Origin of the sequence: Paenibacillus lautus (assembly GCF_050482385.1) — a bacterium.
In the GTDB taxonomy this organism is placed as follows: Bacteria; Bacillota; Bacilli; order Paenibacillales; family Paenibacillaceae; genus Paenibacillus_AQ; species Paenibacillus_AQ lautus_B.
The window spans coordinates 103,545-125,611 of sequence record NZ_JBCNHV010000017.1; the positions used below are offsets into that span (position 1 = coordinate 103,545).

A 22,067-nucleotide genomic window follows, 5' to 3' on the forward strand; every position below is an offset into this window, starting at 1 on the left:
AATCACGAAATTGGAGGAGAAATCATGAATAACAACGCCCAAGAGACCTTAAAGCATCAGCCGTCCATGTTCTGCTTTCAATGTCAGGAAGCATCCAAAGGAACAGGCTGCACCATTGTCGGAGTATGCGGCAAACCGCATGATGTGGCAAACCTGCAGGATTTGCTGATCTATCTGCTGAAAGGTATCTCTTTTCTCAGTCTGGATGTCCGGCTGCCGGAGGTGCTTGAACAGCGCGTATCGCTGTTTATGATGGACTCCTTGTTTGCAACGATTACGAACGCCAACTTTGACCGCGAGGTTTTTGTGGGGAAAATCCGGGAAGCGATCGAGCTCCGCGGCGAGGTGCGCACCTATTATAACGAACAATATCCGGAAGGAACCGCCAATCTCCCTGATGCTGCCGTCTGGCAAGCGGATAACGAAGCTTCTTTTGATGAAAAAGCACGTACGGTTGGTGTCCTCTCGACCCGTAATGAAGACATCCGCTCGCTGCGCGAATTGATTACTTACGGCTTGAAGGGGATGGCTGCTTATACGTACCACGCGCTGCATCTGGAGAAGGATGATCACGAATTAAACCGTTTTATGCGCCGTGCCCTTGCCGCCACGCTTGACGACAGCCTGGAAGTGCAGGATCTCGTCGCTTTGACGATGGAAACCGGTAAATACGGCGTAAACGCCATGGCGATGCTTGATGCAGCGAACACCTCGGTTTACGGAAATCCGGAAATTACGAAGGTCAATATCGGGGTAAGAAACCGGCCCGGCATTCTCATCAGCGGCCATGATCTGAAGGATTTGGAGGAGCTGCTGAAGCAGACCGAAGGAACCGGCGTGGACGTGTACACGCACAGTGAAATGCTGCCTGCCCACTATTATCCGGCATTCAAGAAATATGAGCATTTTGTAGGCAATTACGGGAATGCGTGGTGGAAGCAGAATAGCGAATTCGCATCCTTTAACGGACCGATATTAATGACGACCAACTGTATCGTTCCGCCGAAAGACAGTTATAAGGACCGTATCTATACAACAGGCAACACGGGGTTTCCGGGTGTCCGCCATATTCCAGAAGGAAAAGACGGTGCTCCCAAAGACTTCTCCCTACTAATCGAGCAAGCGAAAGGATGCCCAGCTCCAACGGAACTTGAAACGGGTGAGATCATCGGCGGTTTCGCTCATGCCGCTGTGATGAACGTGGCCGATCAAGTCGTCGATGCCGTGAAAACCGGGGCGATCCGCCGCTTCTTCGTCATGGCCGGCTGCGATGGACGGATGAAATCCCGCAACTATTACACCGATTTTGCGGCTGAACTTCCAACAGACACGGTCATTCTAACTGCAGGCTGTGCCAAATACAAATACAATAAACTGGATCTAGGCGAAATCGGCGGTATTCCGCGGGTCCTGGACGCTGGTCAATGCAATGATTCTTACTCCCTCGTCGTGATTGCATTGAAGCTGAAGGAAGTATTCGGCCTTGAGGATATTAATGATCTGCCGATTTCCTATAACATTGCCTGGTATGAGCAAAAAGCGGTTATCGTGCTGCTTGCCCTGCTTTATCTTGGCGTTAAAAATATTCATCTGGGCCCTACGCTCCCTGCATTCCTATCGCCTAACGTTGCCAAAGTCCTCGTGGAAAACTTCGGTATCGGCGGCATTACCAATGTGGAAGATGACATGAACATGTTCCTTGGTGTCTAAAAAAAAGAATGCCCTCACCGGGGCATTCTTTTTCTTAAAATTCAGTAATTTTCTAGCGTACTGCGCCGCAGTTCATAAAAAACTACACAATGAGATGCTTTAACTTCATCTTCTCGGCCATGTTTAACATTCGCTTTTTGCCAACTCGTCATCTTCTATAAAGAGAAGACGACGAATGATAAATTGATTGGCCTTCTCAATTCTCCAGCACAGAACATCGAGATCGCAATCCATCTGCTCCGTTTATTGAAGACATCTGAAAAGACCCTCTCTTTCCTCTTAAAACATATTTCTCAGGACATACAGTTCCTTGTAATGACGACGGAAAATCTTCGTAAAAAATGATGATGGCGTGATTTTTATGTGATTGTGGGTCAGTGACCAGCCTGCAGTTGCAGGCTGTCCCGAACAGTTCCGGACGGATCCGGACAAGATACCAGGATGACGGCCTGCCGGCTCTTCGCAATCATTGAACAGACCGTTCGATAACCAGTCGCCGATTGATTACCGATGACTGGCTTCTTAATTTGATTGGTGTTTTGACCCTATCTCACAAATGGATGTCCGCCGCCCCGTAGACTTTCTATATATAATAGGTAATATAGCATTGACCAGAGTTGCCAAAATATATTAGGACACGCGGGTAATTCTGATCCTTTCGCTGCCAATATTGTACAAAGAGAGATAGTAAAGTAAATCTATCATTTCAAGATCAGCTAATCGTTTTCTAAATGAGTAAGTAAATATAATTATAAATCATCGAGATATATTAATCACGAAAGGGCTTTCCCATAAGTAGGTTTGCTCACTTGACGGACGGTTCGTCAGATTAAAAAATGCGTCAAATGAAGAAATGGCGGTGCTCAGGATGTTATCCTTGCCCCGCCATTTCTTGCTATTCGGTCCGTTGCCGCTTGCTTGAGCAGATTATGGGCAAGCGAATGCCTTCCGACCTCTAGGCTCACTTTACTCAGCCCCCGAAGCAGAAAACGCCGGAATCCCCGATTATTTTTCAACTGCCCAAACACATTCTCGGGCTCGATCATCCGCCGAACCGATAACGCATAACCTTTCTCACTTCGAAGTTTCTCTCGGGCTCGCTGTTTGTAACATAGATATCTTAGCTTACGCTAATTTCCCCGTTCCCCTGGGCTTTCGTGCAGGTTGCTTTGAACGGACACCCTTCACAACTTTCACTCCAGTAGTATCGTTTCCGTATTTCAAAGCCACTTTCCGTCGTTTCTTTTCGTTCGTAACAAACCGTAGTTTGTGCCCAGCGGCGCACTCTCCAAACGTCATTAAACTATGCATGGTCTTCATCAAGTTTGTCCTCTTTCTCCTCCGCTCATTTTAGAACGGAATAGGAGCCGGCCAACGAATCATGAATGCCCCAGCATTCACAGTTCGGTTTATTGACATACTTCTGGATATTCAATTCCAACTATTCTCATCGTTCACGTTCACTCACCCTTTAATGTCCGATTCACACAAAATTCCTGGTCGTACAAAAGAAATTTAAGGATTGGGATTTCCCAAAAGACCCGATACTACTAACAGCGACCAGTCCCTTGTGGCTTAACTATCAAAAGATATCACTAGACGTTGTTGGTTATGGTTTGACTAGAAAATATTTAAATTTATGCGAGATCAATAGGGGGCGAGAGGTACGACTACACCGACTCAAAGTTGATAAAACGTATATAATATTGAGAATATATTACTTTATTTGCAAATATAAACCTTTCTGTTAAACTTGTTTTGTGAAATATTCCCAAATGATAGGAGGTTGTGACATAGTACACGTTTCATATTAACGATTGAGGAGGAATTTTCAATGAAAAAAATGTTTGTAACAATGTTGGTAGTTATATTGACATCTGTAGGTTTATACACTGGTACCGCCCCTAATGCAGAGGCTGCTGAAAGCAATTTGGCAAATTTTTTTCCGCCATATTCTGAAATTGTGAATTCAGACTCAATTTTAAGTGATCTTACTGAGGAAGAATATCACGAGGCAGTAAGAAATGCTATTCCTATAGAATCATTGATGGTAGAACCCACAGAAACTCAACCAGAAGGAAATATTAAACCTATGGCTAATATGTCTTGGGCTTTTGATAATTTGCAACCACCCGGTCCATCTGGTGGGGCCCACTTCTCAGGTGAATTCACTTCTTCAGCAACTAAATTCAAGATTACTGTTGTTCAGTGGGCTACTAATAGTAACAAAGCCCCCTCTGTGAATTATACACTCGTCAACAGAGATTATTTTGGAACGCCAGCCCTCATCTATGGGAGATTTACACATACGAACGAAACAAAAGAGATATGGAACGTACCTCCTGGTACATACCAAGTAATGGTGACTAATTTGAACGACTTTGCGATTTCTGGAAATGGATATATTGATGGTATCTTTTAAGTTTTTTAACAATTAATAACAACTTAGAAGGGGTGATGATCATGAACAAGAAGCGTTTAAGAATATCTATAATCATTACATCATGTTGTCTTGTATTAATGGGCGCATTTTTTATAATCAGAGAACTTATAGATACTAAGCAAGTTGTAGACTCGACTATTAATGACACCACTCCTCCAAAAGAAGCATTACCAGATTGGAAAATTGAATACGATAGAAAAGCTCGAACAGAACCGGTGGAAAGTGTAGTAACTGAACATGGAGAATTTTATTATGCACCTTTTCCAAAACAATTTCCACGAGAGGAAGTTGTTAGAGGAGATATTGGTGAGGAAGTGACCGAAGATACAAAACAGTTGATAATAAGAGGATATTATTACGAAAAAAAATAAAAATAATATCATCGGATACGTTTTCCCTGGTCTAACATTCAAAGATGAAGGCTAGAAAGTGAAAAAGGTTTCCAAGAAGCAAGCGGGACTGACCCTATAGCGTAAGACAAATTAAAACACCTTCAAGTGATAACCATGTCGTAAGATATGGAGACCACCTTGGGGGTGTTTTTGCTTTGGCAACAAGAGTCAGCTATCCGGTAGAAGTAAAGGAGAAAGCCATTGAAATGAGATTGGATGGTATTCCAGTGAAAGAAATAATGGAGCAACTGAACAGTCTGGTTGTCACCGACGCGCAGATAACGCTCCTTAGGAGTCTTTTTTCGGTCATATGAAAGACCACGTAAAGAGTCGAAACTGAGCGAGAAATTAAGCGCTATATTCATTACTATAATAATCACAGATACCAATGGGATGCTTTAACTTCATTTTCTCGCTCATGTTTAAAATTCGCTTTTTGCCAACTCGTCTGTCCACCAAAGCTAAAATATTCAATAAGATATCATTACTCTCCAAGCTTTCATCTATAGAAATCGATAAAAACGTAGTAGCTACTACGACAAAATTGGATTTACTTAATGCGGCCTGTGCTGACAAAAGCTCTTTTGCAAGCTCTGAAATTTTTCTGCTTCTTGCAATGACTTTAAGACGATCCTCGGGTACGGTCCCCTTGGTATCCTTTCTGATCGCTTCAATTTCATCATGGCTGATAGGAATTTGGATATCCGGATCATTCTTAATTTCCTGCTCCGTCTGATACCATCTGATTGAGCCCGTTGTATCACTCATATTGAGTATGTTCTTTTTATCTACGGCCATCCATGTGTTGAAAAATTGAAAGCATCATTGCAGCCGACCACAAAATTAAGAGTATGAATAACAGAAGTCCGCATTACTGCCGATCATGACGATAACGGAGCTGTATGAAGGCATAGAAGGAGAGGATTAGTTTTCTTTTTACTTAAGCAACAACAAGGCGGCTCCTTACGAGGGAGCCGCCTTTTGTATGGGGTTTAATCTATATTTTCAATACCCCATTCTCCTGCTTCGTTTTTAGTAAAGAAGTAGGTAATACCTTGATTTTCAATACTCCCGTCTGAGGATTTTTTTGCAAACCGCACGCCTACTCTAATTTGTTCTGGCTGATCGACTTTTTCTATAAGATCCAAATCATAGAACATAAATTGATCACTTTCGTTTGTGTAATAGAAGCCTTCTCTTATAGATTCCAAAGACTTCTTATTCAGATTCTCTTTAAACTTTTCTTTGTTGTTCTCCACAACCGATTCAAGATTGTTCCTTAACTTGGAGATAATGTTTTCGTCAAAGTAGCTGCCTTTATATTTGTCAAAGTCAATTGAGACGCCTTTCTTATAATCGGCCGCTGTAATTGCTTCTTTCTCGGCTGGTTCGATCAGACTTTCTGTGTTTGTTGGTTGAAGTTGCTGGGCTTGTTGTGTTGGTAAGTTCTTCGCTATTGGAAAGAGTGTTAGTGTCATCTGATTTCCCGCATGCAGAGAGAAGTAATGCTCCGATTAAACATAAAGATAAAATACCGCGAGAGAGATTTTTCATTAGGTTGAATCCCACTTGTAATTTTTGGCATATATGTAAGAACGCAAGGGAGAGAAAACGTTGCATTTTATATTGAGTAACGATACGCAACATTATATTACGCTATTCGTAAAGAGCCACTCCTTGATATTAGGGTGCATCAAGCAAAGTGCATACCCTCTCTTTAATTAATTACTCTATATTAAGGAGAATGAAAATTATGGCACAAGCATCTTTTGTACAGAATACAACGGTTGGTGGAGTAACTGGCGTATATTATATCTCGGCTGATGTTCGAGATGTTTCGGTTGAAAGTATCAGTGGTAATCTTGCTAATTCCAGTTATTCAGGTGTTAATGGAACATTCTTTAATAATGCAAATGAATTGCTTGGTATTGCTATAGGTCCTAACGGAGTTGCTGTAAAGAATGGTGGCGAGCGAACTCCTAAAGGCTTCAAGAGAGGAACGCTCTTCTGTTATAACGCAGAGGATCAACCCTCGCAAATTACTTGCTCTGAACATGTAGTTACAGAGGTTACGGAATATCCAGGCACAAGACAATGGATTAATTGGGCTATTGGAGACTTGAGCCTTCATATTCGTCGGAATCTGGGTAAGTAAGCCTACTATGACAAAGTGACCGCTGAAGAAAGTCCAGGGGGTATTGGCTCTTTGGGCCCTGGTATTAGACGTCCACGTACATTTATTGGTTACAAACCTTCTAATCAACGAGTAATTATGGGATACATTCGTAGCGCAGAAGCTTATGTAGTTCGTGGTGTTTTGATCGCTTTGGGATGCACGGAAGGTGTTATGCTTAATTCTGGTTCATCTTCTCAAATTAAAGGTAAAACATCAGCAAGTAACACGCCTATTAACGTGGGAGCAACCATGGGTGTTTACAACATGGTTGCGGCTACACCTTCTTCTTGGGCATAAAGGGTATTTAAGGACGGGGGTTCCCCGTCCTTTTTTTCTGTGTAGCGTACATAATAGCCGATCGCTCAGGGAGATCCAGATGGGCCAATTACATAAACAACTTCAACCGTCTTCTTTTTCACTGTATACTTTCCATTGATCCGGCAACATGTTCCAGCTCTAATGCGCAACTTTAAAAGGAACTAGCCACTTGGCCAGTTCCTTTGTATTTTTTAAATTCAACCTCTAATTAAGATGCACCCTGCCAAACTCCGTCTTTCCGAACACGAGTGATTGCACCTCGATTGACTGGATAGCGAACCCACTCACTGCCAAGACGATACTCATGGTAGACTGTTTCCATCTCAACTGCATCATATTGTGGACGATTCTTCATCCATAACTCAAGCCACTGCAACTCTCTATTCCCAACATTTATTGCCTGTTTAAAATGATCCGTGTTCGATCCACTATGCCAAATTTGATAAGTAGCTGAAGCAATACTAGCCGGTGTTCTTCGAATAAAAATCAATCCTAACAGAATTGCAGCACCATTAACAAGTCGAAGAGCGTACTCTAATGCATTCTGACCAGTATTATGATGGAGACTGTAAAAGACTTCAAAAGTCAACTCTCTAGCTTTTACCGCGTCATCGTAGCTATATTGTGTTCTTTCAACATACTCCCGATAATCCATAAATTATTCCTCCTAATTTTTTATCTGAAAGAGCGATGGGATAATAACAACAATAAATTGTATCCCTCAACTTATTGTGTTATCGATCTTTCTGAACACATTATATAATATAGCGTAACGTAACGCAATATATTTTTTATAAAAAAAGAATGCCCCTTTCTAATGTCGAAAGAGCATTGAGATGTATGTAGAGTTTACTCTACAGTCATCTGAGAGCAGAAAACAATACTTTAAAAATTGTTGCGTTTATTTTTGGGTTCATAATAATTGGCCTCTTAATTGTAATACTCATCATCAAGCTCGATCCGTTAGTTAGAACTTAAGGACATTTCTATCCATAGAGTTATTATTTCAATGGAACAACCCAAAGTGTAATGATTCCGCTAACGACAAGTATTATTAATGTTACATGGTGTTCTTTTGTGTGCGGAATGTATTTCCATTGCATATAACTTCTGAACCCAAGAAAAATAGTCAAAGCAACAAGCCAGATTTTTGTTAATATGATCCAGGTTATAACTCCAGTAATACCCAGAATAGCAGCTCCTACGACTACAATAACCATAATTACATTTCCACGAAGATAAACTGTATCTCCTTCTGTATCCGATATTCTATCCTCCTCTACAACCATAAATTTCCGTAGCACCAACTGTGTCAGCATTAGAATCACGAAAATTCCAGCGACGTCCATCAAATCCCCCCTTATTCTCTAATCAAAAATAAATTATTTAAACTACAATTTTACAGTTTAACTCATTTTAACATAATACGATTCACAAATGGGTACGGTTCCATTGTATGTCAATCATATCAGCTCATAATCAATCCCGATCGAGTAAATCCTTGACATTACTCAAGTTTCTCAGTTGTCGTTACCCTATCTCTTGAAGCTTTTCTTTATTAGTAACATCCGGATCCAACCAAATATCTGCCCGTCTTGTTCTTCATTATTACCGACATTCGATCATGAATTGGCAACTAAATCGCTTGGTTTTGTTGTTATGATGGTGCAGCTGCCCTAGCATTAATCATCTTGTAGCCAATTTTAATATCTTTGGCCCAAAATGGAACAAGCCCTCATCTATATCCTTCCATTACTCTTTTTCCACTGCTCCCATTTATGACAGCGATCGTTTGAGAAGGCGCTATGTTATAACGAGGTTTGTACTCATACTCAACGCTGTTCACATCTTTCTAGAATTTGAGATAAATTGCTTACTAGCGTATCTTCCACACATTTAGATCCCTCCAGTCCTCTCCTTAAAAATATCCAGAACCACAGTGACATAAACACATTCTTTATAACTCTTGAATTTCAAAAGATTCGTATGTACTTAATCGAAAGGCTTTGGAACGCAAAGGAGGATGAGAAGGGAAATGGAATCTACAGGCTCTTGGCAGCTTGCTGCGAAGAGCCTGTGAGTCGCTTTCCCTGCCCGACTGAACGAACTGGGGGATTATCGGTTAGGTTGTTAACCAATGAATGATAAATGAATAGGTCTCCATTCCTGAGAATATATTAAAAAAATTAATGATTTTCAATTTTTATATTGCGTAACGTTACGTAGTATTATATAATCTACGTAGGGTAACTACTGACTGTTTCGGCGTTATGGTACAGGGATATACCATAACCTCATGCTGATATCCCACAGTCGGCAGATAATGCCCATCTATATTTCGTTATGTTACGTTACAAAATACAATATTAATGGAGAGTGATTTATATGGCAAACGTTGTCCAAGTTCGTGTAACTGCATTTATTCCAGAAGATTGGATTGTATTTATGCAAACCAGCGCGGTAAAAATCCTCTATAACGGAAACAACCGCACATTTTTATGGGACACTTTAAATAACCCTAAACTCTGGAAGCTATGTTCTCATGTTAACGTTAATTTTACAAACAAGACAATTAATCATTTTCCTGGTGTAGGACCAACCATTGAAAGAACGGTTGACCGACAAACCGGAGAAATTATCCGCCCCGATATTACCGGTCAAGCATCCACTGACGGGGTAAAGATGACATCTTCTAGCTTTGCTTCGAATGGTGATTATGCGGACTTCAAACTCCGTGCAGCTGTTAATATTCCAACATTTAATCCGTCACCAGACATAGACTGGGAATACAGTGTTCGTGTCTATAAAGACGGTCGGGTAACAGTAACTGGCAAACATGATAAGTACCCAGCTCATGAGGTATGGAAAAAAGTTGATGATAACTATCCCCTGGCCTTGCATAGATATGATCCTAACGATCATGGTGAAAATGTTTACACGGGATTAATTAAGTTCACTCATGAAGTAAACGTTACAAAGTAAATCAGTCGTAAGGCATTAAAAAATTCCATGTTCTGTTGCCATATAGCAACGGAACATGGAATTTTGAGTTTAAATGAGAACAAAAATGAATTTCTCAGAGCTTAACTGGTACCTTTCATGCTATAACTTTTGTTGAAGCATCCGCTCAATAATTGTCGATCCCAATGAAAACGCTATTGCCGATCCGGTATAGAACGAATAAAGTAATATAGCCATCTCTGAACCAAAATAGTTAACATTGAGATAACCAAACCCCATTCCTCCGAAAAAGGGGACTAACAACGATGGAAGGAAACCAATAATAATTAGAATAATTGTAAGCAATAATATCGAATGCTTTTTGAGAACGGAACGAAAAACATAGGTGATGATAATATATAACGGTGTAATCAAGAAAATATAAAACGCAATGATACCTGGATACAATAGGTGATATTCGCTTCTTTCATCAATATTAAGTACAAAATGCGCTCCCCTAAACAAAAGAACACCAATAAAGTAACTAAGAATCAAAAGGATTGGATATAGCCAGACTCGCTGTTTCATCATATGACACTCCTTTTTCTATATGGGAAAATCCTATCGAATCACCATATTACATAATCATCCCCTCATTTACCAATTATACGCTATTATTATATTTGAGCAAAAGAAAAATCTAACCAAAAATTTCCAATGTCCATAAAATGGCCTATTTGTTTGTTTGCATATGGCATCCCTTTAAAATTATCTACAAACAAATCAAAAAAATTAAATCAAAACGAAACATTTTACATTTATTCCGCGTCTATACTAAATGTAATGTATTTAACCAAAAATAACCAAGAAGGATGATCCATATGAAATGGAAATCATTTTTTCTCACTTGCTTTGCCTTATTTTTTGTAACAACGGCACAAGCAGCTACACCTATATCAGTCGTTGTTAACGGCAAGCACGTTCAAACAGACGTTGCTCCTTTTGTTCAAAAAGGCACTACTTATGTTCCGTTGAGAAGTATTGAACAGATTGAAGGACTTGCCATTAAAAGCTGGAATAACAAAACTAAAACACTTGTCATTGCTGACCCAGGCAAGCAACTAACCTTGCGTGTAAGTCAAACTCATTCGTAGTCTCCGCAAATTAAAAATGGTCGTGTAATGGTCCCTATTCGCTTCATAGCGGAGAATTTCAATAGTGATGTGGCTTGGAATCCTCATACAAAAACTGTTCATGTGGCAAAGATAAATGACAAGACAAAAGCAAATCTGGATTCGGCTGATATAACTAAGGCTCGTGTAACTGCGATTAACCTCCCGAAAATTTCCACTTTAAAAGAACTTACTCCAGGAGAAAGCAGCGCTGGCTATTTTCAATTGTTCTTTCCTGAAGGAAAATCAAATTCATTTTTTACAATAAAAAACGGTATTGTCGATTATTACGAAGTTAAATCAAATTCAGCATGGCATACATGGAGTGGAAAACTGGGTGGAAATCAAAATAAAATCTGGTTTCAAACAAAGAGCGGAATATCAAGTGAAGTAGGGCAACGTCCTAAAATCAATGACCGGTTATTTTTTTATACCATCTCTGAACATGCAGGGCAGTCCCAGTATGGATGCATCTCTACAGATGGAAAAGAGACCATACTTGGAAGCAAGGATATTGAAAACTTAAATGATTTATACCCAATTCAAGGTTAAAACTAAGCAAATTGAAAGCAATAGGCAGTATGAAGCTATCCTTTGATAGCTTCATACTGCCCTATTTTGCATTATTTTGCACTAAGACTCGTAGAAAGTGGGACAGCAGAATAACCCGTAAAATTAGCGCCCCATCTAAAACTAATGAAAAGGATTTTAGCGAGCTACTTTTAAAGAAGTACTTAAAGGCAACTGTGAGTGAACTGTCATCGTGCTAAGCATACCAGGGTCGCTTCCATTCAGCTCTTTTCTTGTAAATGTATGCCCTACGCTAGCTGTCCAAGGAGTATAAGTGGATCCGGTACCTGTACGTAGCTGAACAGAAACTTGCTTGGGTATAATTACAGTGTCCTTGGTCCTCAACCCCATGGACCATTTTCACTACATCTTTAATGCCGACTGCCTTTTCTGTAGCTGCTGTGAAGGCGGATGAATGTTGTACCGCATCATTCACAAGAATATCTACATAACGTTGATCAGACTTAGTGTAATGGTAAAGTTTCAAACGAACTCGCTGGCCATCATAGACTGCAAGAGGCTTAGATTTGTACTCTAGACCTACCCCACCCAAGAATATCTTATAGCCTTCGCCTGCTAGTTTAGAAATACCACTTTCAATACCAGCTGCCCCCAATCCCAAGTACCAGACAATGTAGCCATACACAGGAGTATTGGCTGTAGCTGGTAGAACAATTTCAGCTTGAATTCCGTTCCATGACTTAGATGTAGTCTGGGTTACCATACCTAAATGTCTATACTATATAACAACTCCTCAATTTTTATTTTCCCCCTAGGATAGAAATCTTTTCAGCGTATCCCGCGCTGCTATGATTTCAATGGATTGATATTGCAATATGATAAAACGTTACGTAACGTAACGCGATGTAGTATAGTATAAAAAATGTATTTTTTTTCTGCCGATGATTCAAAAAGGAATTTAATTGATAAATCCTCGTTAACTTTACGTCTTTTTTTTTACGTCTTATATTTATGAACTCAGAATATTAGGAGGGTAACTAATGACAAAAATATCGCAAGTCTCAATCGCGATGCTATGTGCAGCGGCTCTAATTGTTCCAAATAACAACATATCTTCAGCAGCTTCAAATAAGGATACACATGTAATCATCAACAATACAAATCTTTCCTCTGAAGACATACTTCTAAAAAATAACCAAGTGTTTATTACCTTAACTGGAGCCAAGACTTTAGACGATTTAACATTTAAGTGGAACAATAAGACAAAGCAAGTAACCGTAAAAGGAAAAGAGACTAATTTAATACTCACGATCAATAAAACAACTGCACAAAAGAATAGTGAAAACGTAAAACTTAGCTCTGCTCCGTTCATCCATAAAGGAAAGACGATGATTCCTTTGCGTTTTGTTACAGAAGCAATGAGCAGCTCCGTAACGTGGAATAAGTCGATCCAAACCGCATTTATCACAAAAGCTAGTTCAAAACTAACTAATGATTATAAAAGCGACGAACTTAGTACTGCAAGAAATGCAGCAATAAATTTGCCAAGAGCTTCTCAACTATCGAAAGGATTTCAGCCGTCTTTGGATACGTTTAGTGTTCAATATTATTTCCCTGAACAAGTATCTGACCAGTTTGTAGAAGTAAATAACAACGTAGTTAGTTACTATAAAATTTCTAACAATACGGCTTATCTGAAATGGCAGGGCCTCTTAGGTGATAAACCAAGCACAGAAAACGACCTATATTTTATTAATAGAGCTTTAACAGATGAAGTTGGAACACTTCCATCATTTAAGGATACAACCTTTGCAAGCTTCCGTTGGATGCCTCATGTTGGGTCAACGGGCTATAGCCTAATTAACAAACAAAACTGGAATGATGTCATATTTAAAGATCAGAAAGTTGAGCAAAGTAAAGTGAACGAAAATTATATTATCGTCGATATTCCTGAAGAATAATTCTATAGTTTCACACAAAGAGATGACGTTTGGTAAACTCAGGCGTCATCTTTATTTGTTTAAAACTTAAACCACTTCTCAAAAGAAAAGAAATAAAAGGCAAATGAATATGGACTAGCTGATTATTTCACTGTTGAAGTCATCGGAGATGTAAATTACTCCATTTCCGACTGTTGGATTGATGTTTGGTATGGCTTCTGTACTACATGTTCACTAGCATGGTTTTGGCCGAGCCAAAGTAAGTGGCCAGAGCAGATAGTGTATATGGACCTTCTCTCAGCTGCAGATACCTACACCGATGACCGTGTTTCCATTTACTTACTTTGTTTTGAATTTAGTATTGTATTAAGAAAAAACAACAAAGGACCCAAGGGTCCTTTGTTGTTTTTTCTGCATGGTTGAACTATTGATTCATTAATGCGGCCCCAAATTCCATCCGAGTCACAAGCATGAAAGCAGCAATTAATATTCCGTATCGTCACGTATTATGATATACTACTCATAAACAAAAAAGTAATTATATTGCAATACTGTAACCATGAGAACTGAAACTTTTTCATCAGAATTATCGTAAGAAATATACATCTAAGGAAAATTCACCCTTAACACGCGAACGTATGTTTGGAATAATTAACAAACCTGGTTCAGATCCATTTAACCACAAAAAAAGGGGGCGTCGGACTTATGGCAATCTATGAAATCAACTTATCTAAGCTTAACTATCATTCGTTACAACCGCCGCTATTATCGTATGAAGCATATCTACATATTATAGGGGTTATTGAATCAAGCCCTACATCTCAATTTTATTACAAAATAGAAAAGAAAACTCCAAATATTTGTGTCTATCTTATAGAGTATAACAAAATGGAAGCGCACACTATTTGTCATTTCTTTTCATGTGACAATTTGGATAGTGATTACTCTTATCAGATCATTGATTTAGAACAATTCAAATTTCTTGGAACTTTCCTTGAAGAGCTTGATTTTATTTAACTTCCTTTTCTTTTTCCTTTATAATGCGCTCATATTCTTCTTCAATCGTTTTTGATAATAGATCTGTTGCGGTCATGTTTAGTTTTTTAGCAGCTTCAGCTAATTGCTTTTTAATATATGCCGGTACGTCATAATGAAATTTCACCTTATTTCCATATGCCAAAGTATTTTCCTCCTATTCCATTACTTCTTGATACTTTTTTTCGATAATACGTATTAACAATTGTGTTGCCGATATATCCTGAAGTGCAGCTGCTTTGATCAGTTTCTCCTTAATTTCGGGCTGGAACTCATAGGGTAATTTTAGTTTGGGTTCTACCATATGGCCATCTAATGTATTCTCAGCATCTATGGCAAGCTCTATTAAGGTTTCTAAAGATGAATCATTAGTGGCCGTTCTTCCATATTTGGGAAGCACACGTATTAAATATTGCCTTAATGCGTTTTGGTTTTCTTCCGGTATTTCAATGCTCAAGCCTTCACTTCCTATGCTCATTTTACAGTCCACATTGTAACCAAATAGATTAATTGTATATTTCATAATCACCCTCCTTATCGCTGTTGTAATTATATAGTGTTTCGTTACGTCCCACAATATGTATTGGCTTTTTCGTCATTTGTTTTCTATTGAACCAATGCTCAACAATCCAGTAAAAATGGCATCGCCTTTCGCTCTATAATTCGCTAACAAGCTATGAGTTGCCATTACAACAAGTTGTGTCTGAGACAATCCAGTATTCTTTGCCATCTGAGCTAGTTCACTTTTAGATGGATCAGGAAGATAAACCGTAAGCCTCGGGGTTTTTTCTTTTTCTGGCACCAACATGCCCTCCTTTATCTTCAACATATATTTTATGTTATTATAACATATATTTGATGTTACCACAACAAAAAAATATAGCGTAACGTTACGCTATATATTACAATAAAAGAATCATATACTGAAAGGAGGAATCTTTATGGATATTCAGTCAATTGTCCAGTTGGTTGGCAATGTCGGTTTTCCAATTGCCTTATCCCTCATTCTTCTTCAAACAATTTTAGTAAAATTCAACAAACAAATGGAATCCTTAGAAAAACGTCTGGGCCAACTTGATAAAACAATGAACCTGTTTGTCAGAACATATCATCAAGGTAATATTCAAGATAAGAAAGATGATAGTTAATACCACATGTCTAGTCTAAATCGGAAATAACATAGGTTAAATAAGCATCTGTTAAACAAGTCTGTGTAAAGGATTATCTTTTGTGGTCTACTTGAATTAGAGAAAACAGCAAACTAAAAAAGTCACGATGCTGGTCACATCGTGACTTTAACAAAGGCCATTTGGCGACCACGCGAGAATATCATCATTTATGAAAACCACCGGATTGCAAGGTTACCAACCTATTCCCGGTGGTTTTTCTTGTTTTACCGCGCTTAAGCTATAAATAATCTAATGAAGGCTTTCGAAGACGTAAAATAGGATGATAAACAAAAAAAGGATCGATAAAATCGTCCTCTTCACAAATTAGCAAATGGATTAAGTTGGATCTCTAGCTCTCGTCCAGTGGGTTACTCCAAAGTAGAGTTTTGTTTATTCTACTGTCTACTATGATGGGAGCATATTATTTTGCAAGTGACCTTTGATCTACCCGTTAACACCGTGATTATATGTGATCATTTAGAAATTCATATGATATATTCACAGTCTTTTTAACTTTCCCTATTAATAATACTTCAACCCATTAAGTCAATAAGACTTCATCTAATCCCTAATCAATTAGCGCAACTCTCCATGAATCATCTTTATTTTTTGCAAATGTTGTGGTGTGCATCTTAAGTTCTTTTTCATCTCCGCTTGTTCTGTAATAGAACACAATGTTAATTCTTCCGTTTTCGGAGAACTGGTCGATTATATAAGGTGTGCCGACAAATTCAAAGTCTTCATCGTTTTCAAGTAAAAACAGTTGACTATCCGCTACATCCTCCGAAATAAAACTATTTTTAAATGCAGTTTTATCTTTCGCTGCCCATGCAGTTAAATTCTCTTTGAATATGGTAACGATATCTTGATATTTCTCATCATATTTCATTTCATCTAGTGAGAGTCCTTTTTTGAAGGGGCCGAGTTCATTGATATTCACTTCTTTTGGATCCTCAACCAGCCCACTATTGCTTGGGTTCGTGTCCTCAGAGTTTTCTTGTTCTTGAGTCTGTGATGTTGGATCATGATTGGAGCCACTATTCGTTTTTTCAGAGTTACTCGTACATGCTGTTAAGATGAAACAAACACACAGGATTGCAATAAAAAAAATACGCATAAGGAAATCCCTCCAATAATTATATTGCGTAACGTTACGCTATATTATATAATGTGTTCATAGCTTACGTTTGATTCGAAGATGAAGGGTACATTTTCGAATCAGATACCCTCTAAGTTAAACAAAAAGAAGGAGTGATAGTAATGGCACAAGCTAAATATTACAACAGTACAATCGGCGGAAAGACAGTTCACTATATTGCTGCAGATCCAGAAGCGATTAATGTTGAAGATTTGGGTGGCGCAGTATTGAGTAGTAGCTCCAAATTCGGAATCAACGGGACATTCTTTGATGATAAGTTAAAAAAAGTATTTGGTATTGCTTGTACTCAATTTGGTCACAGCGTCCGAGAAGCAGGGAGTAGCGCTGTTTACCAACGAGGAACCATGGTTTGCTTACAGCAAAATGCAAATGCTGCTCATGAGTTAGGTGTATACCAACTGCTCCAGATCGCAGATCTACCAAATAAACATGGTATCAGTCCTAACTACATTAAATGGGCCATCAGTGGACTGGGCTTGTACCTTAATGATTCTAGTATTATTGATAGCAAAACGTTGACAAAAAGGCTGGTAGATAATGAACATGGTCAGTCTGTGAATGCCGTTTCTCCAGCAGCTAATTCAGATCGTGCAGCAATTGGTTACAATAGTTCTACTAAAAAAGTTATTTTAGCAAATATTCTAAATGCTACTCCGTGGGATGTGCGAGTAGTCATGAAATCCTTGAATTGTTCAAGTGCCGTTATGCTTGACGGTAGTTCGGCAACACAACTTCGAGCTAAAAAGGCTGATCAGACTGTTGTTAAGAATGGTGGAGGTCGCAATATTTATAGCATTGTGACTGTCAACGCAACTTGGGTTTAATCTCTTCATATATAAGTAATAACGTTATCAAATTCAGGATGTTGCTAAATAAATCCGGTTGTTTTAAATTTTTTTAACATATATTGTTATATATTTCTAAAATGAAACTGTGAAAAGCCTCTCTTTTGGGAGGGGCCTTCGCAGTTATTTTTATTGTGATTTGCTTATTGTCGCACAGAAGGTCTCTTGTAGCACTAGATACGTTCCCTCCCGAATGACAATCCTTCCGTCACTAATCAACAGATCAATTCGTTCCCGATGGATGACAGCCGTCACCTCTGACATGCTTCGTACAATGTCCGAGGCTGAGCCTAGCTAGGACGTTTACGATTGGAAATCGTGCGCTCCATGGAATCGCTGCGAGTCAAAATCGCATACGTGTAATCGTTTGCTTCACACCTTGTCCCCAACTGTAAATCCGGCTGCTTCCAATGATGTTGGCTCAATCCAGATCCGAGTATTTTCACGCTGATAACTGGTTATCATGTTACGCACTAATTTCACGGCCATGTCATTTTTCGCCCCTTTTACGATTTGCGGTATGGACTGATGAGGAGAAGCTACCTAAAAGCTGAGCAACTTTCTACTTGAAATAACGATTCATTTTTCGATGCATGAAAGCTTCAACTCGGGCAGTCTTCGTCTCCGTCTACGCTTGAAGCTCGTGTTTATGAATTCTTACATGGTAGATAACTCCATCCAGTGGCACCTTTTCCAAAACAATTTCCGAGAGATGAACTCGCTAACCTAGAAGTGACCAAGGATACAAACCAGGTGATATTGAAAGGTTATTATTATGAAATGACATAATTAAATTGCTGAGCATAATTAAAAGCCTGTCGGCAAACGACAGGCTTTGTTTTAGTGTACCACTCATCGATTAACTAGGTGATGAAAGTCCCTTCTCCCATGATAGGATGCGGTCCGATCCGAGTTAAGTGACAAAACACACTTGATTTTAATTTTTTTAGAATTAGAAGTATGTAACGGCTGTTGAGAATCATTAATCCTACGGAATAAGAGACACTTATAAATAAGACTTGCTATGTACTAAGTCAGTCTAAAAAACGGATAGGACAACACGATCAAAAAATCCAAATCATGACTCATCCAGCGGTAAAATCCATGGCCGGCCGTTCTGCTAAGCAGATATAAACAATCAAATAGTAGATTAAAGACGATAAATGCTTCCATCTCGCCAAATGCAACGGCAATAAGCCCTATCATGCGGTTAACATCCTTTCACTGCCTTCTCATAAGATGTATTGATTCAGAAGGATAACCAGCCAAGCGTGGACTTGTCGTACTGGCCGATCCGATACTCCTTTTATTTGGATTGTACAGCATATCCATTCCGCTCCTAACCGATGCTTCGACCCATGACTCCACAGGTTCGCAAGCGAAATCGGCCATAGCGTCTTCGGATCCCGCTGCACGCCACAAAGAAAGCACCTCTCAATTGAGATGGGTTTGTCGCTGCGATTCATATGCTGCATACCGACCTTCCTCATAAAGTGTTGAATGATAGACTCAACCTCTTTATTCTTTCTCAAACTCTGACTAACATTGTCCTTCTCCACATTACTCAGTTCGCGTGTTGTAGTTTTCATTTCTTATTTCCTACTTCAAATTTTTCAAGGGTCTAGCAACCGGTTTTGCTCTCTCTTTGTATCTGATAAAGAGAAGATAAGAGCTCAAAAAACAACTTCATTCATAATTAAGAAATTCACATTTTAGAGTTCATATAATGAGCATAGTAACTGAGATCTACAGAAAACGAGAGTATTCCCGATCCAAATGTTGCACAAACCTCGTTAACTTCAACCTTAAGTGAGAGTGTCTTGGGTAGTTGCTCCTATTTTTTATCGCTGTGACACGAACTCACGTTGTTATGTCATTGGATAAGCCAACCAAAAGGATACATTCTTGGCACTAAGGTTCTAGAAGTTCACACACCTATTAATCTCACAAAAATTCAAATATTTACTATTTTTTCCATAACCAACATCCATAATTCTGCGTTATATATAATAGAAGCAATTAAGTTTCTAATCATCATAAGAATAACAATTTCAATCCACGAGCAGTTAATTACGTTTTCAAGTCAGTCAGCACATGAGACTTGACCTTCTATCATTTAAGGAGGTGATGTGTATGAGTTAACGGTTGGTAATAGTAAGAGAGTTTCATGGTTGTAACCGTGCTAAAGGAACTGATCTGTTCATTTTTCACTAAAAGTTTCATTCAGATTTTATTACTCTTCATTATGCTTTTTGAAATACCAAAACATCCATGAGCCAGGTTTAACGCTGTAGATTAAGAAGGCTAGAATTTCATCAGAAAAATTGTCAAAGTCTAAATTGAAGAAAATATTATCGGACGAAAGGATGTTTTCAAGTATGAAGCGTTTGAGCAAAATTGTTCTTAATTTATTTTTCGCCATTTCAGTTCTTACTGTATCTTCTAACGTAGCTTCTGCAGCTCAGTCCCAATGGACTCAGGTAGAGGAGTACAACAGGAAGTATGAGTTTCAATCTCAGGTATACACGCGAACAATATCTGGCACTACATACATGCAAGCTGGTACAATTATTAAGATTACTCTTGGTTACCCTTATGCAAGTTATTACGGTGCGCAAGCCAGACTCTATTCAAGCTCAGGTATATTAAAAGCATCATCTGCAATGGTTCACAACGATGAAAATATTTCTGCTTATATGGTTGAAACTCGCGGTTACCCAGAAAAAGGCACTTACTATAGTCATGGAATAGCAGAATTCTACAATGGTAATACTGGATACTATCGAACGGTTGAAGGATTAAGATCGCCATATGAAACATTTAGTCTCGTCCCAGATCTACCTCTAAAGGTTGAAGTGAATGAGGAAGGTGAAACTTTTGGATCTGGCTTATATGCTCTAAATGGTGAGGAACTTGATTATTTAATTGCAGAAGGTGTTGACGGTACTGAGGGTTTTGTGCGCGCAGCCGATTTGGCGTCAAATGTAACTTCTCTTGAGGAAGCATTGCAGTATAACTCAACAACTCAATCTGCCCAATTTATTCCTCTTTATGATAAAAACAAAAACATCATCGGACAATTTGAGATCAGTACTCATGTGAAAAAAATCGAAGGATGACACCATACTTTTGAGACCTTAATTAGATACGGTTCCAATGTAATATACGAACGGTTGAGTTAGTTCCTCAAAACATAATACTTCCACAAAATACCGAAAGCCCCTTTTAGGGTTTCTCGGTATTTTTTTCTTTATAGCCCAACTAGCAATTGGCGCGGTTGTTGACAACTTCCCTAAGCATATCAAATCTGCACAAGCCAATTATAAAGAGCCTTTGTGATAAAATGATCAGAAAACCATAACCTTAGTGTGGCTTTTTACGTTGTATATATTAGGTACACTCAAGTAAAAACAAATCGAGCATGAAGAGAGTTTATAATCAGAAAACAAAAAATGCAGAAACTAAATTGTAGATTTCCTGAATTATTTGCAAAATAATACATGGTCTAAATGAGTTCTTATGCTTGAGCTTAATTTGAAGATTTTACAAACACACTTAGGAGGCTCAAATAGAATGAAGAAAATCAGAATAATATTAGTTGCCGTCATTGCATTAAGCAGTATTGCAATTATCATAATTGCTAAAGGTTTGTCTTCTGATAAAACCATCTTGCCGACAACGCAACAAAATGGTAACCCTATTAACTCTTCAAGCGTAACACAACAGTCTGTTAACCCTAATAACTCTTCAGTAGTAAAGGCAGTTATGCCTAATCAATCATCTGTATCAGCAAAAGATGTTTATCCAGTAAATGAATATGGACTTACTTACGGAGCTGATATATATGAGTTATATGGCGTAGAACCGGACTTAATCGCTGCAACTGGTACAGATGGCACTGAAGGGTATATATACGCATCTGAGCTTGAATCTCATGTAAGTAACCCTCGTGAGGCTGCTGAGTATCGCAAAAACACCCCAGGATCTTGGACCGTACCGCTTTATGATAAAACTGGAAAGAACATTATTGGCGAATTTGTGATAGGTGGAGAATAAAGCTCAACTAATCTATCTGCATTTGTATATGCTAGCATGTGGCTATCTACAATAAAAATATGAAAAACATATAAGGACTTAATCTTTTTGATATACATGGATGGAGGATGCTCCTGTATAATTCTTACGGCGACCGACATATCAAGTTCAGAAAATCGGTTTTTTTTGAAAAGTATCTACA

Annotated in this window: 23 protein-coding genes and 4 pseudogenes; 15 read left to right on the top strand and 12 right to left on the bottom strand. The window is 38.7% G+C overall.

Features of this window, described 5'->3' with window-relative positions; all coding sequences use genetic code 11:
• Window positions 1-24 precede the first annotated feature (24 nt).
• Entirely contained in the window at window positions 25-1,710 is a 1,686-nt protein-coding gene (gene hcp, locus ABEW73_RS22060) for a hydroxylamine reductase (RefSeq protein ID WP_430169107.1), read from the top strand.
• A 41-nt stretch (window positions 1,711-1,751) separates the two neighbouring features.
• On the opposite strand, the pseudogene ABEW73_RS22065 reads toward hcp, so the two are convergent.
• Together ABEW73_RS22065 and ABEW73_RS22070 are read right to left on the bottom strand one after the other, a co-directional pair.
• Window positions 1,752-1,858 (bottom strand): annotated as a pseudogene (locus ABEW73_RS22065) (SF0329 family protein); the annotation flags it as partial.
• Window positions 1,859-2,573: 715 nt separating this feature from the next.
• Window positions 2,574-2,994: pseudogene (locus tag ABEW73_RS22070) on the bottom strand (transposase); the annotation flags it as partial.
• A gap of 550 nt (window positions 2,995-3,544) precedes the next feature.
• Between ABEW73_RS22070 and ABEW73_RS22075 the strand changes: the two are divergent.
• The 3 genes and pseudogenes from ABEW73_RS22075 to ABEW73_RS22085 all read left to right on the top strand — a co-directional run.
• Entirely contained in the window at window positions 3,545-4,132 is a 588-nt protein-coding gene (locus ABEW73_RS22075) for a hypothetical protein (protein WP_430169110.1), read from the top strand.
• 41 nt (window positions 4,133-4,173) lie between these two features.
• Window positions 4,174-4,524 carry a hypothetical protein gene (locus ABEW73_RS22080; protein ID WP_006208367.1) on the top strand — a complete coding sequence of 117 codons (351 nt, stop codon included), beginning with the start codon at window positions 4,174-4,176 and terminating at the stop codon, window positions 4,522-4,524.
• A gap of 176 nt (window positions 4,525-4,700) precedes the next feature.
• A pseudogene (locus ABEW73_RS22085) lies at window positions 4,701-4,823 on the top strand (IS3 family transposase); the annotation flags it as partial.
• 70 nt (window positions 4,824-4,893) lie between these two features.
• Here ABEW73_RS22085 and ABEW73_RS22090 read toward each other — a convergent pair.
• Window positions 4,894-5,346, bottom strand: a pseudogene (locus ABEW73_RS22090) (SF0329 family protein); the annotation flags it as partial.
• Window positions 5,347-5,537: 191 nt separating this feature from the next.
• Window positions 5,538-6,023, bottom strand: coding sequence for a hypothetical protein (locus ABEW73_RS22095; protein WP_430169113.1), 486 nt, complete (start codon window positions 6,021-6,023; stop codon window positions 5,538-5,540).
• Between the two features lie 275 nt (window positions 6,024-6,298).
• On the opposite strand from ABEW73_RS22095, the gene ABEW73_RS22100 reads away from it, so the two are divergent.
• Together ABEW73_RS22100 and ABEW73_RS22105 are read left to right on the top strand one after the other, a co-directional pair.
• Complete coding sequence (locus tag ABEW73_RS22100; protein WP_430169116.1) at window positions 6,299-6,700, top strand: hypothetical protein; 402 nt, start codon at window positions 6,299-6,301, stop codon at window positions 6,698-6,700.
• A gap of 51 nt (window positions 6,701-6,751) precedes the next feature.
• Window positions 6,752-7,018: a hypothetical protein gene (locus tag ABEW73_RS22105; protein WP_430169119.1), complete on the top strand. Its 267-nt coding sequence runs from the start codon at window positions 6,752-6,754 to the stop codon at window positions 7,016-7,018.
• A gap of 229 nt (window positions 7,019-7,247) precedes the next feature.
• Here the strand turns inward: ABEW73_RS22105 and ABEW73_RS22110 are convergent, their stop codons facing one another.
• Window positions 7,248-7,694: a hypothetical protein gene (locus ABEW73_RS22110; RefSeq protein ID WP_430169122.1), complete on the bottom strand. Its 447-nt coding sequence runs from the start codon at window positions 7,692-7,694 to the stop codon at window positions 7,248-7,250.
• A 346-nt stretch (window positions 7,695-8,040) separates the two neighbouring features.
• Window positions 8,041-8,388 (bottom strand): DUF4181 domain-containing protein, encoded by a 348-nt coding sequence (locus ABEW73_RS22115; protein ID WP_430169125.1) that lies wholly within the window; start codon window positions 8,386-8,388, stop codon window positions 8,041-8,043.
• A gap of 1,036 nt (window positions 8,389-9,424) precedes the next feature.
• Between ABEW73_RS22115 and ABEW73_RS22120 the strand changes: the two genes are divergently transcribed.
• A complete protein-coding gene (locus tag ABEW73_RS22120) occupies window positions 9,425-10,021 on the top strand; it encodes a DUF3238 domain-containing protein (protein ID WP_430169128.1) in 597 nt (198 codons plus the stop codon).
• Window positions 10,022-10,141: 120 nt separating this feature from the next.
• Here ABEW73_RS22120 and ABEW73_RS22125 read toward each other — a convergent pair whose 3' ends face one another.
• Window positions 10,142-10,567, bottom strand: a complete 426-nt coding sequence (locus tag ABEW73_RS22125) for a hypothetical protein (protein WP_430169131.1) — start codon at window positions 10,565-10,567, stop codon at window positions 10,142-10,144.
• A 293-nt stretch (window positions 10,568-10,860) separates the two neighbouring features.
• Between ABEW73_RS22125 and ABEW73_RS22130 the strand changes: the two genes are divergently transcribed.
• The 4 genes from ABEW73_RS22130 (at window position 10,861) to ABEW73_RS22145 (ending at window position 14,639) form a co-directional block, all read left to right on the top strand.
• Window positions 10,861-11,133 (top strand): stalk domain-containing protein, encoded by a 273-nt coding sequence (locus ABEW73_RS22130; RefSeq protein WP_430169134.1) that lies wholly within the window; start codon window positions 10,861-10,863, stop codon window positions 11,131-11,133.
• A 9-nt stretch (window positions 11,134-11,142) separates the two neighbouring features.
• Window positions 11,143-11,703 carry a stalk domain-containing protein gene (locus tag ABEW73_RS22135; RefSeq protein ID WP_430169443.1) on the top strand — a complete coding sequence of 187 codons (561 nt, stop codon included), beginning with the start codon at window positions 11,143-11,145 and terminating at the stop codon, window positions 11,701-11,703.
• Window positions 11,704-12,722: 1,019 nt separating this feature from the next.
• The gene (locus tag ABEW73_RS22140; protein ID WP_430169136.1) at window positions 12,723-13,643 is read left to right on the top strand and encodes a copper amine oxidase N-terminal domain-containing protein; all 921 of its coding nucleotides are present in this window, start codon (window positions 12,723-12,725) and stop codon (window positions 13,641-13,643) included.
• Between the two features lie 684 nt (window positions 13,644-14,327).
• Window positions 14,328-14,639, top strand: a complete 312-nt coding sequence (locus tag ABEW73_RS22145) for a hypothetical protein (protein WP_430169138.1) — start codon at window positions 14,328-14,330, stop codon at window positions 14,637-14,639.
• Here the strand turns inward: ABEW73_RS22145 and ABEW73_RS22150 are convergent.
• From ABEW73_RS22150 to ABEW73_RS22160, 3 genes are all read right to left on the bottom strand, one after another.
• On the bottom strand, window positions 14,632-14,802 hold the full coding sequence (locus ABEW73_RS22150; protein ID WP_430169140.1) for a hypothetical protein: 171 nt from the start codon (window positions 14,800-14,802) through the stop codon (window positions 14,632-14,634). The genes ABEW73_RS22145 and ABEW73_RS22150 overlap by 8 nt on opposite strands.
• A 12-nt stretch (window positions 14,803-14,814) precedes the next feature.
• Entirely contained in the window at window positions 14,815-15,180 is a 366-nt protein-coding gene (locus tag ABEW73_RS22155; protein WP_430169142.1) for a hypothetical protein, read from the bottom strand.
• Between the two features lie 72 nt (window positions 15,181-15,252).
• A complete protein-coding gene (locus tag ABEW73_RS22160; protein WP_430169145.1) occupies window positions 15,253-15,459 on the bottom strand; it encodes a hypothetical protein in 207 nt (68 codons plus the stop codon).
• Window positions 15,460-15,598: 139 nt separating this feature from the next.
• Here ABEW73_RS22160 and ABEW73_RS22165 point away from each other — a divergent pair, with 139 nt between their 5' ends.
• Window positions 15,599-15,805 (top strand): YvrJ family protein, encoded by a 207-nt coding sequence (locus ABEW73_RS22165; protein WP_430169148.1) that lies wholly within the window; start codon window positions 15,599-15,601, stop codon window positions 15,803-15,805.
• A 589-nt stretch (window positions 15,806-16,394) separates the two neighbouring features.
• Here ABEW73_RS22165 and ABEW73_RS22170 read toward each other — a convergent pair.
• Window positions 16,395-16,943, bottom strand: a complete 549-nt coding sequence (locus ABEW73_RS22170) for a hypothetical protein (protein ID WP_430169151.1) — start codon at window positions 16,941-16,943, stop codon at window positions 16,395-16,397.
• Between the two features lie 143 nt (window positions 16,944-17,086).
• On the opposite strand from ABEW73_RS22170, the gene ABEW73_RS22175 reads away from it, so the two are divergent.
• Window positions 17,087-17,809, top strand: coding sequence for a phosphodiester glycosidase family protein (locus tag ABEW73_RS22175; protein ID WP_430169154.1), 723 nt, complete (start codon window positions 17,087-17,089; stop codon window positions 17,807-17,809).
• A gap of 1,050 nt (window positions 17,810-18,859) precedes the next feature.
• Here ABEW73_RS22175 and ABEW73_RS22180 read toward each other — a convergent pair.
• A complete protein-coding gene (locus ABEW73_RS22180; RefSeq protein WP_430169157.1) occupies window positions 18,860-19,036 on the bottom strand; it encodes a hypothetical protein in 177 nt (58 codons plus the stop codon).
• A gap of 1,172 nt (window positions 19,037-20,208) precedes the next feature.
• On the opposite strand from ABEW73_RS22180, the gene ABEW73_RS22185 reads away from it, so the two are divergent.
• Window positions 20,209-20,949 (top strand): hypothetical protein, encoded by a 741-nt coding sequence (locus tag ABEW73_RS22185; protein WP_430169160.1) that lies wholly within the window; start codon window positions 20,209-20,211, stop codon window positions 20,947-20,949.
• Window positions 20,950-21,403: 454 nt separating this feature from the next.
• Complete coding sequence (locus ABEW73_RS22190; protein ID WP_430169162.1) at window positions 21,404-21,886, top strand: hypothetical protein; 483 nt, start codon at window positions 21,404-21,406, stop codon at window positions 21,884-21,886.
• Window positions 21,887-22,067 lie beyond the last annotated feature (181 nt).

Coding starts and splice junctions, on each gene's coding strand:
- ABEW73_RS22185 (WP_430169160.1), top strand. CDS start 20,209: ATGAAGCGTTTGAGCAAAATTGTTCTTAATTTATTTTTCGCCATTTCA.
- ABEW73_RS22120 (WP_430169128.1), top strand. CDS start 9,425: ATGGCAAACGTTGTCCAAGTTCGTGTAACTGCATTTATTCCAGAAGAT.
- ABEW73_RS22100 (WP_430169116.1), top strand. CDS start 6,299: ATGGCACAAGCATCTTTTGTACAGAATACAACGGTTGGTGGAGTAACT.
- hcp (WP_430169107.1), top strand. CDS start 25: ATGAATAACAACGCCCAAGAGACCTTAAAGCATCAGCCGTCCATGTTC.
- ABEW73_RS22145 (WP_430169138.1), top strand. CDS start 14,328: ATGGCAATCTATGAAATCAACTTATCTAAGCTTAACTATCATTCGTTA.
- ABEW73_RS22190 (WP_430169162.1), top strand. CDS start 21,404: ATGAAGAAAATCAGAATAATATTAGTTGCCGTCATTGCATTAAGCAGT.
- ABEW73_RS22075 (WP_430169110.1), top strand. CDS start 3,545: ATGAAAAAAATGTTTGTAACAATGTTGGTAGTTATATTGACATCTGTA.
- ABEW73_RS22155 (WP_430169142.1), bottom strand. CDS start 15,180: ATGAAATATACAATTAATCTATTTGGTTACAATGTGGACTGTAAAATG.
- ABEW73_RS22095 (WP_430169113.1), bottom strand. CDS start 6,023: ATGACACTAACACTCTTTCCAATAGCGAAGAACTTACCAACACAACAA.
- ABEW73_RS22115 (WP_430169125.1), bottom strand. CDS start 8,388: ATGGACGTCGCTGGAATTTTCGTGATTCTAATGCTGACACAGTTGGTG.
- ABEW73_RS22140 (WP_430169136.1), top strand. CDS start 12,723: ATGACAAAAATATCGCAAGTCTCAATCGCGATGCTATGTGCAGCGGCT.
- ABEW73_RS22125 (WP_430169131.1), bottom strand. CDS start 10,567: ATGAAACAGCGAGTCTGGCTATATCCAATCCTTTTGATTCTTAGTTAC.
- ABEW73_RS22180 (WP_430169157.1), bottom strand. CDS start 19,036: ATGATAGGGCTTATTGCCGTTGCATTTGGCGAGATGGAAGCATTTATC.
- ABEW73_RS22080 (WP_006208367.1), top strand. CDS start 4,174: ATGAACAAGAAGCGTTTAAGAATATCTATAATCATTACATCATGTTGT.
- ABEW73_RS22165 (WP_430169148.1), top strand. CDS start 15,599: ATGGATATTCAGTCAATTGTCCAGTTGGTTGGCAATGTCGGTTTTCCA.
- ABEW73_RS22130 (WP_430169134.1), top strand. CDS start 10,861: ATGAAATGGAAATCATTTTTTCTCACTTGCTTTGCCTTATTTTTTGTA.
- ABEW73_RS22175 (WP_430169154.1), top strand. CDS start 17,087: ATGGCACAAGCTAAATATTACAACAGTACAATCGGCGGAAAGACAGTT.
- ABEW73_RS22170 (WP_430169151.1), bottom strand. CDS start 16,943: ATGCGTATTTTTTTTATTGCAATCCTGTGTGTTTGTTTCATCTTAACA.
- ABEW73_RS22110 (WP_430169122.1), bottom strand. CDS start 7,694: ATGGATTATCGGGAGTATGTTGAAAGAACACAATATAGCTACGATGAC.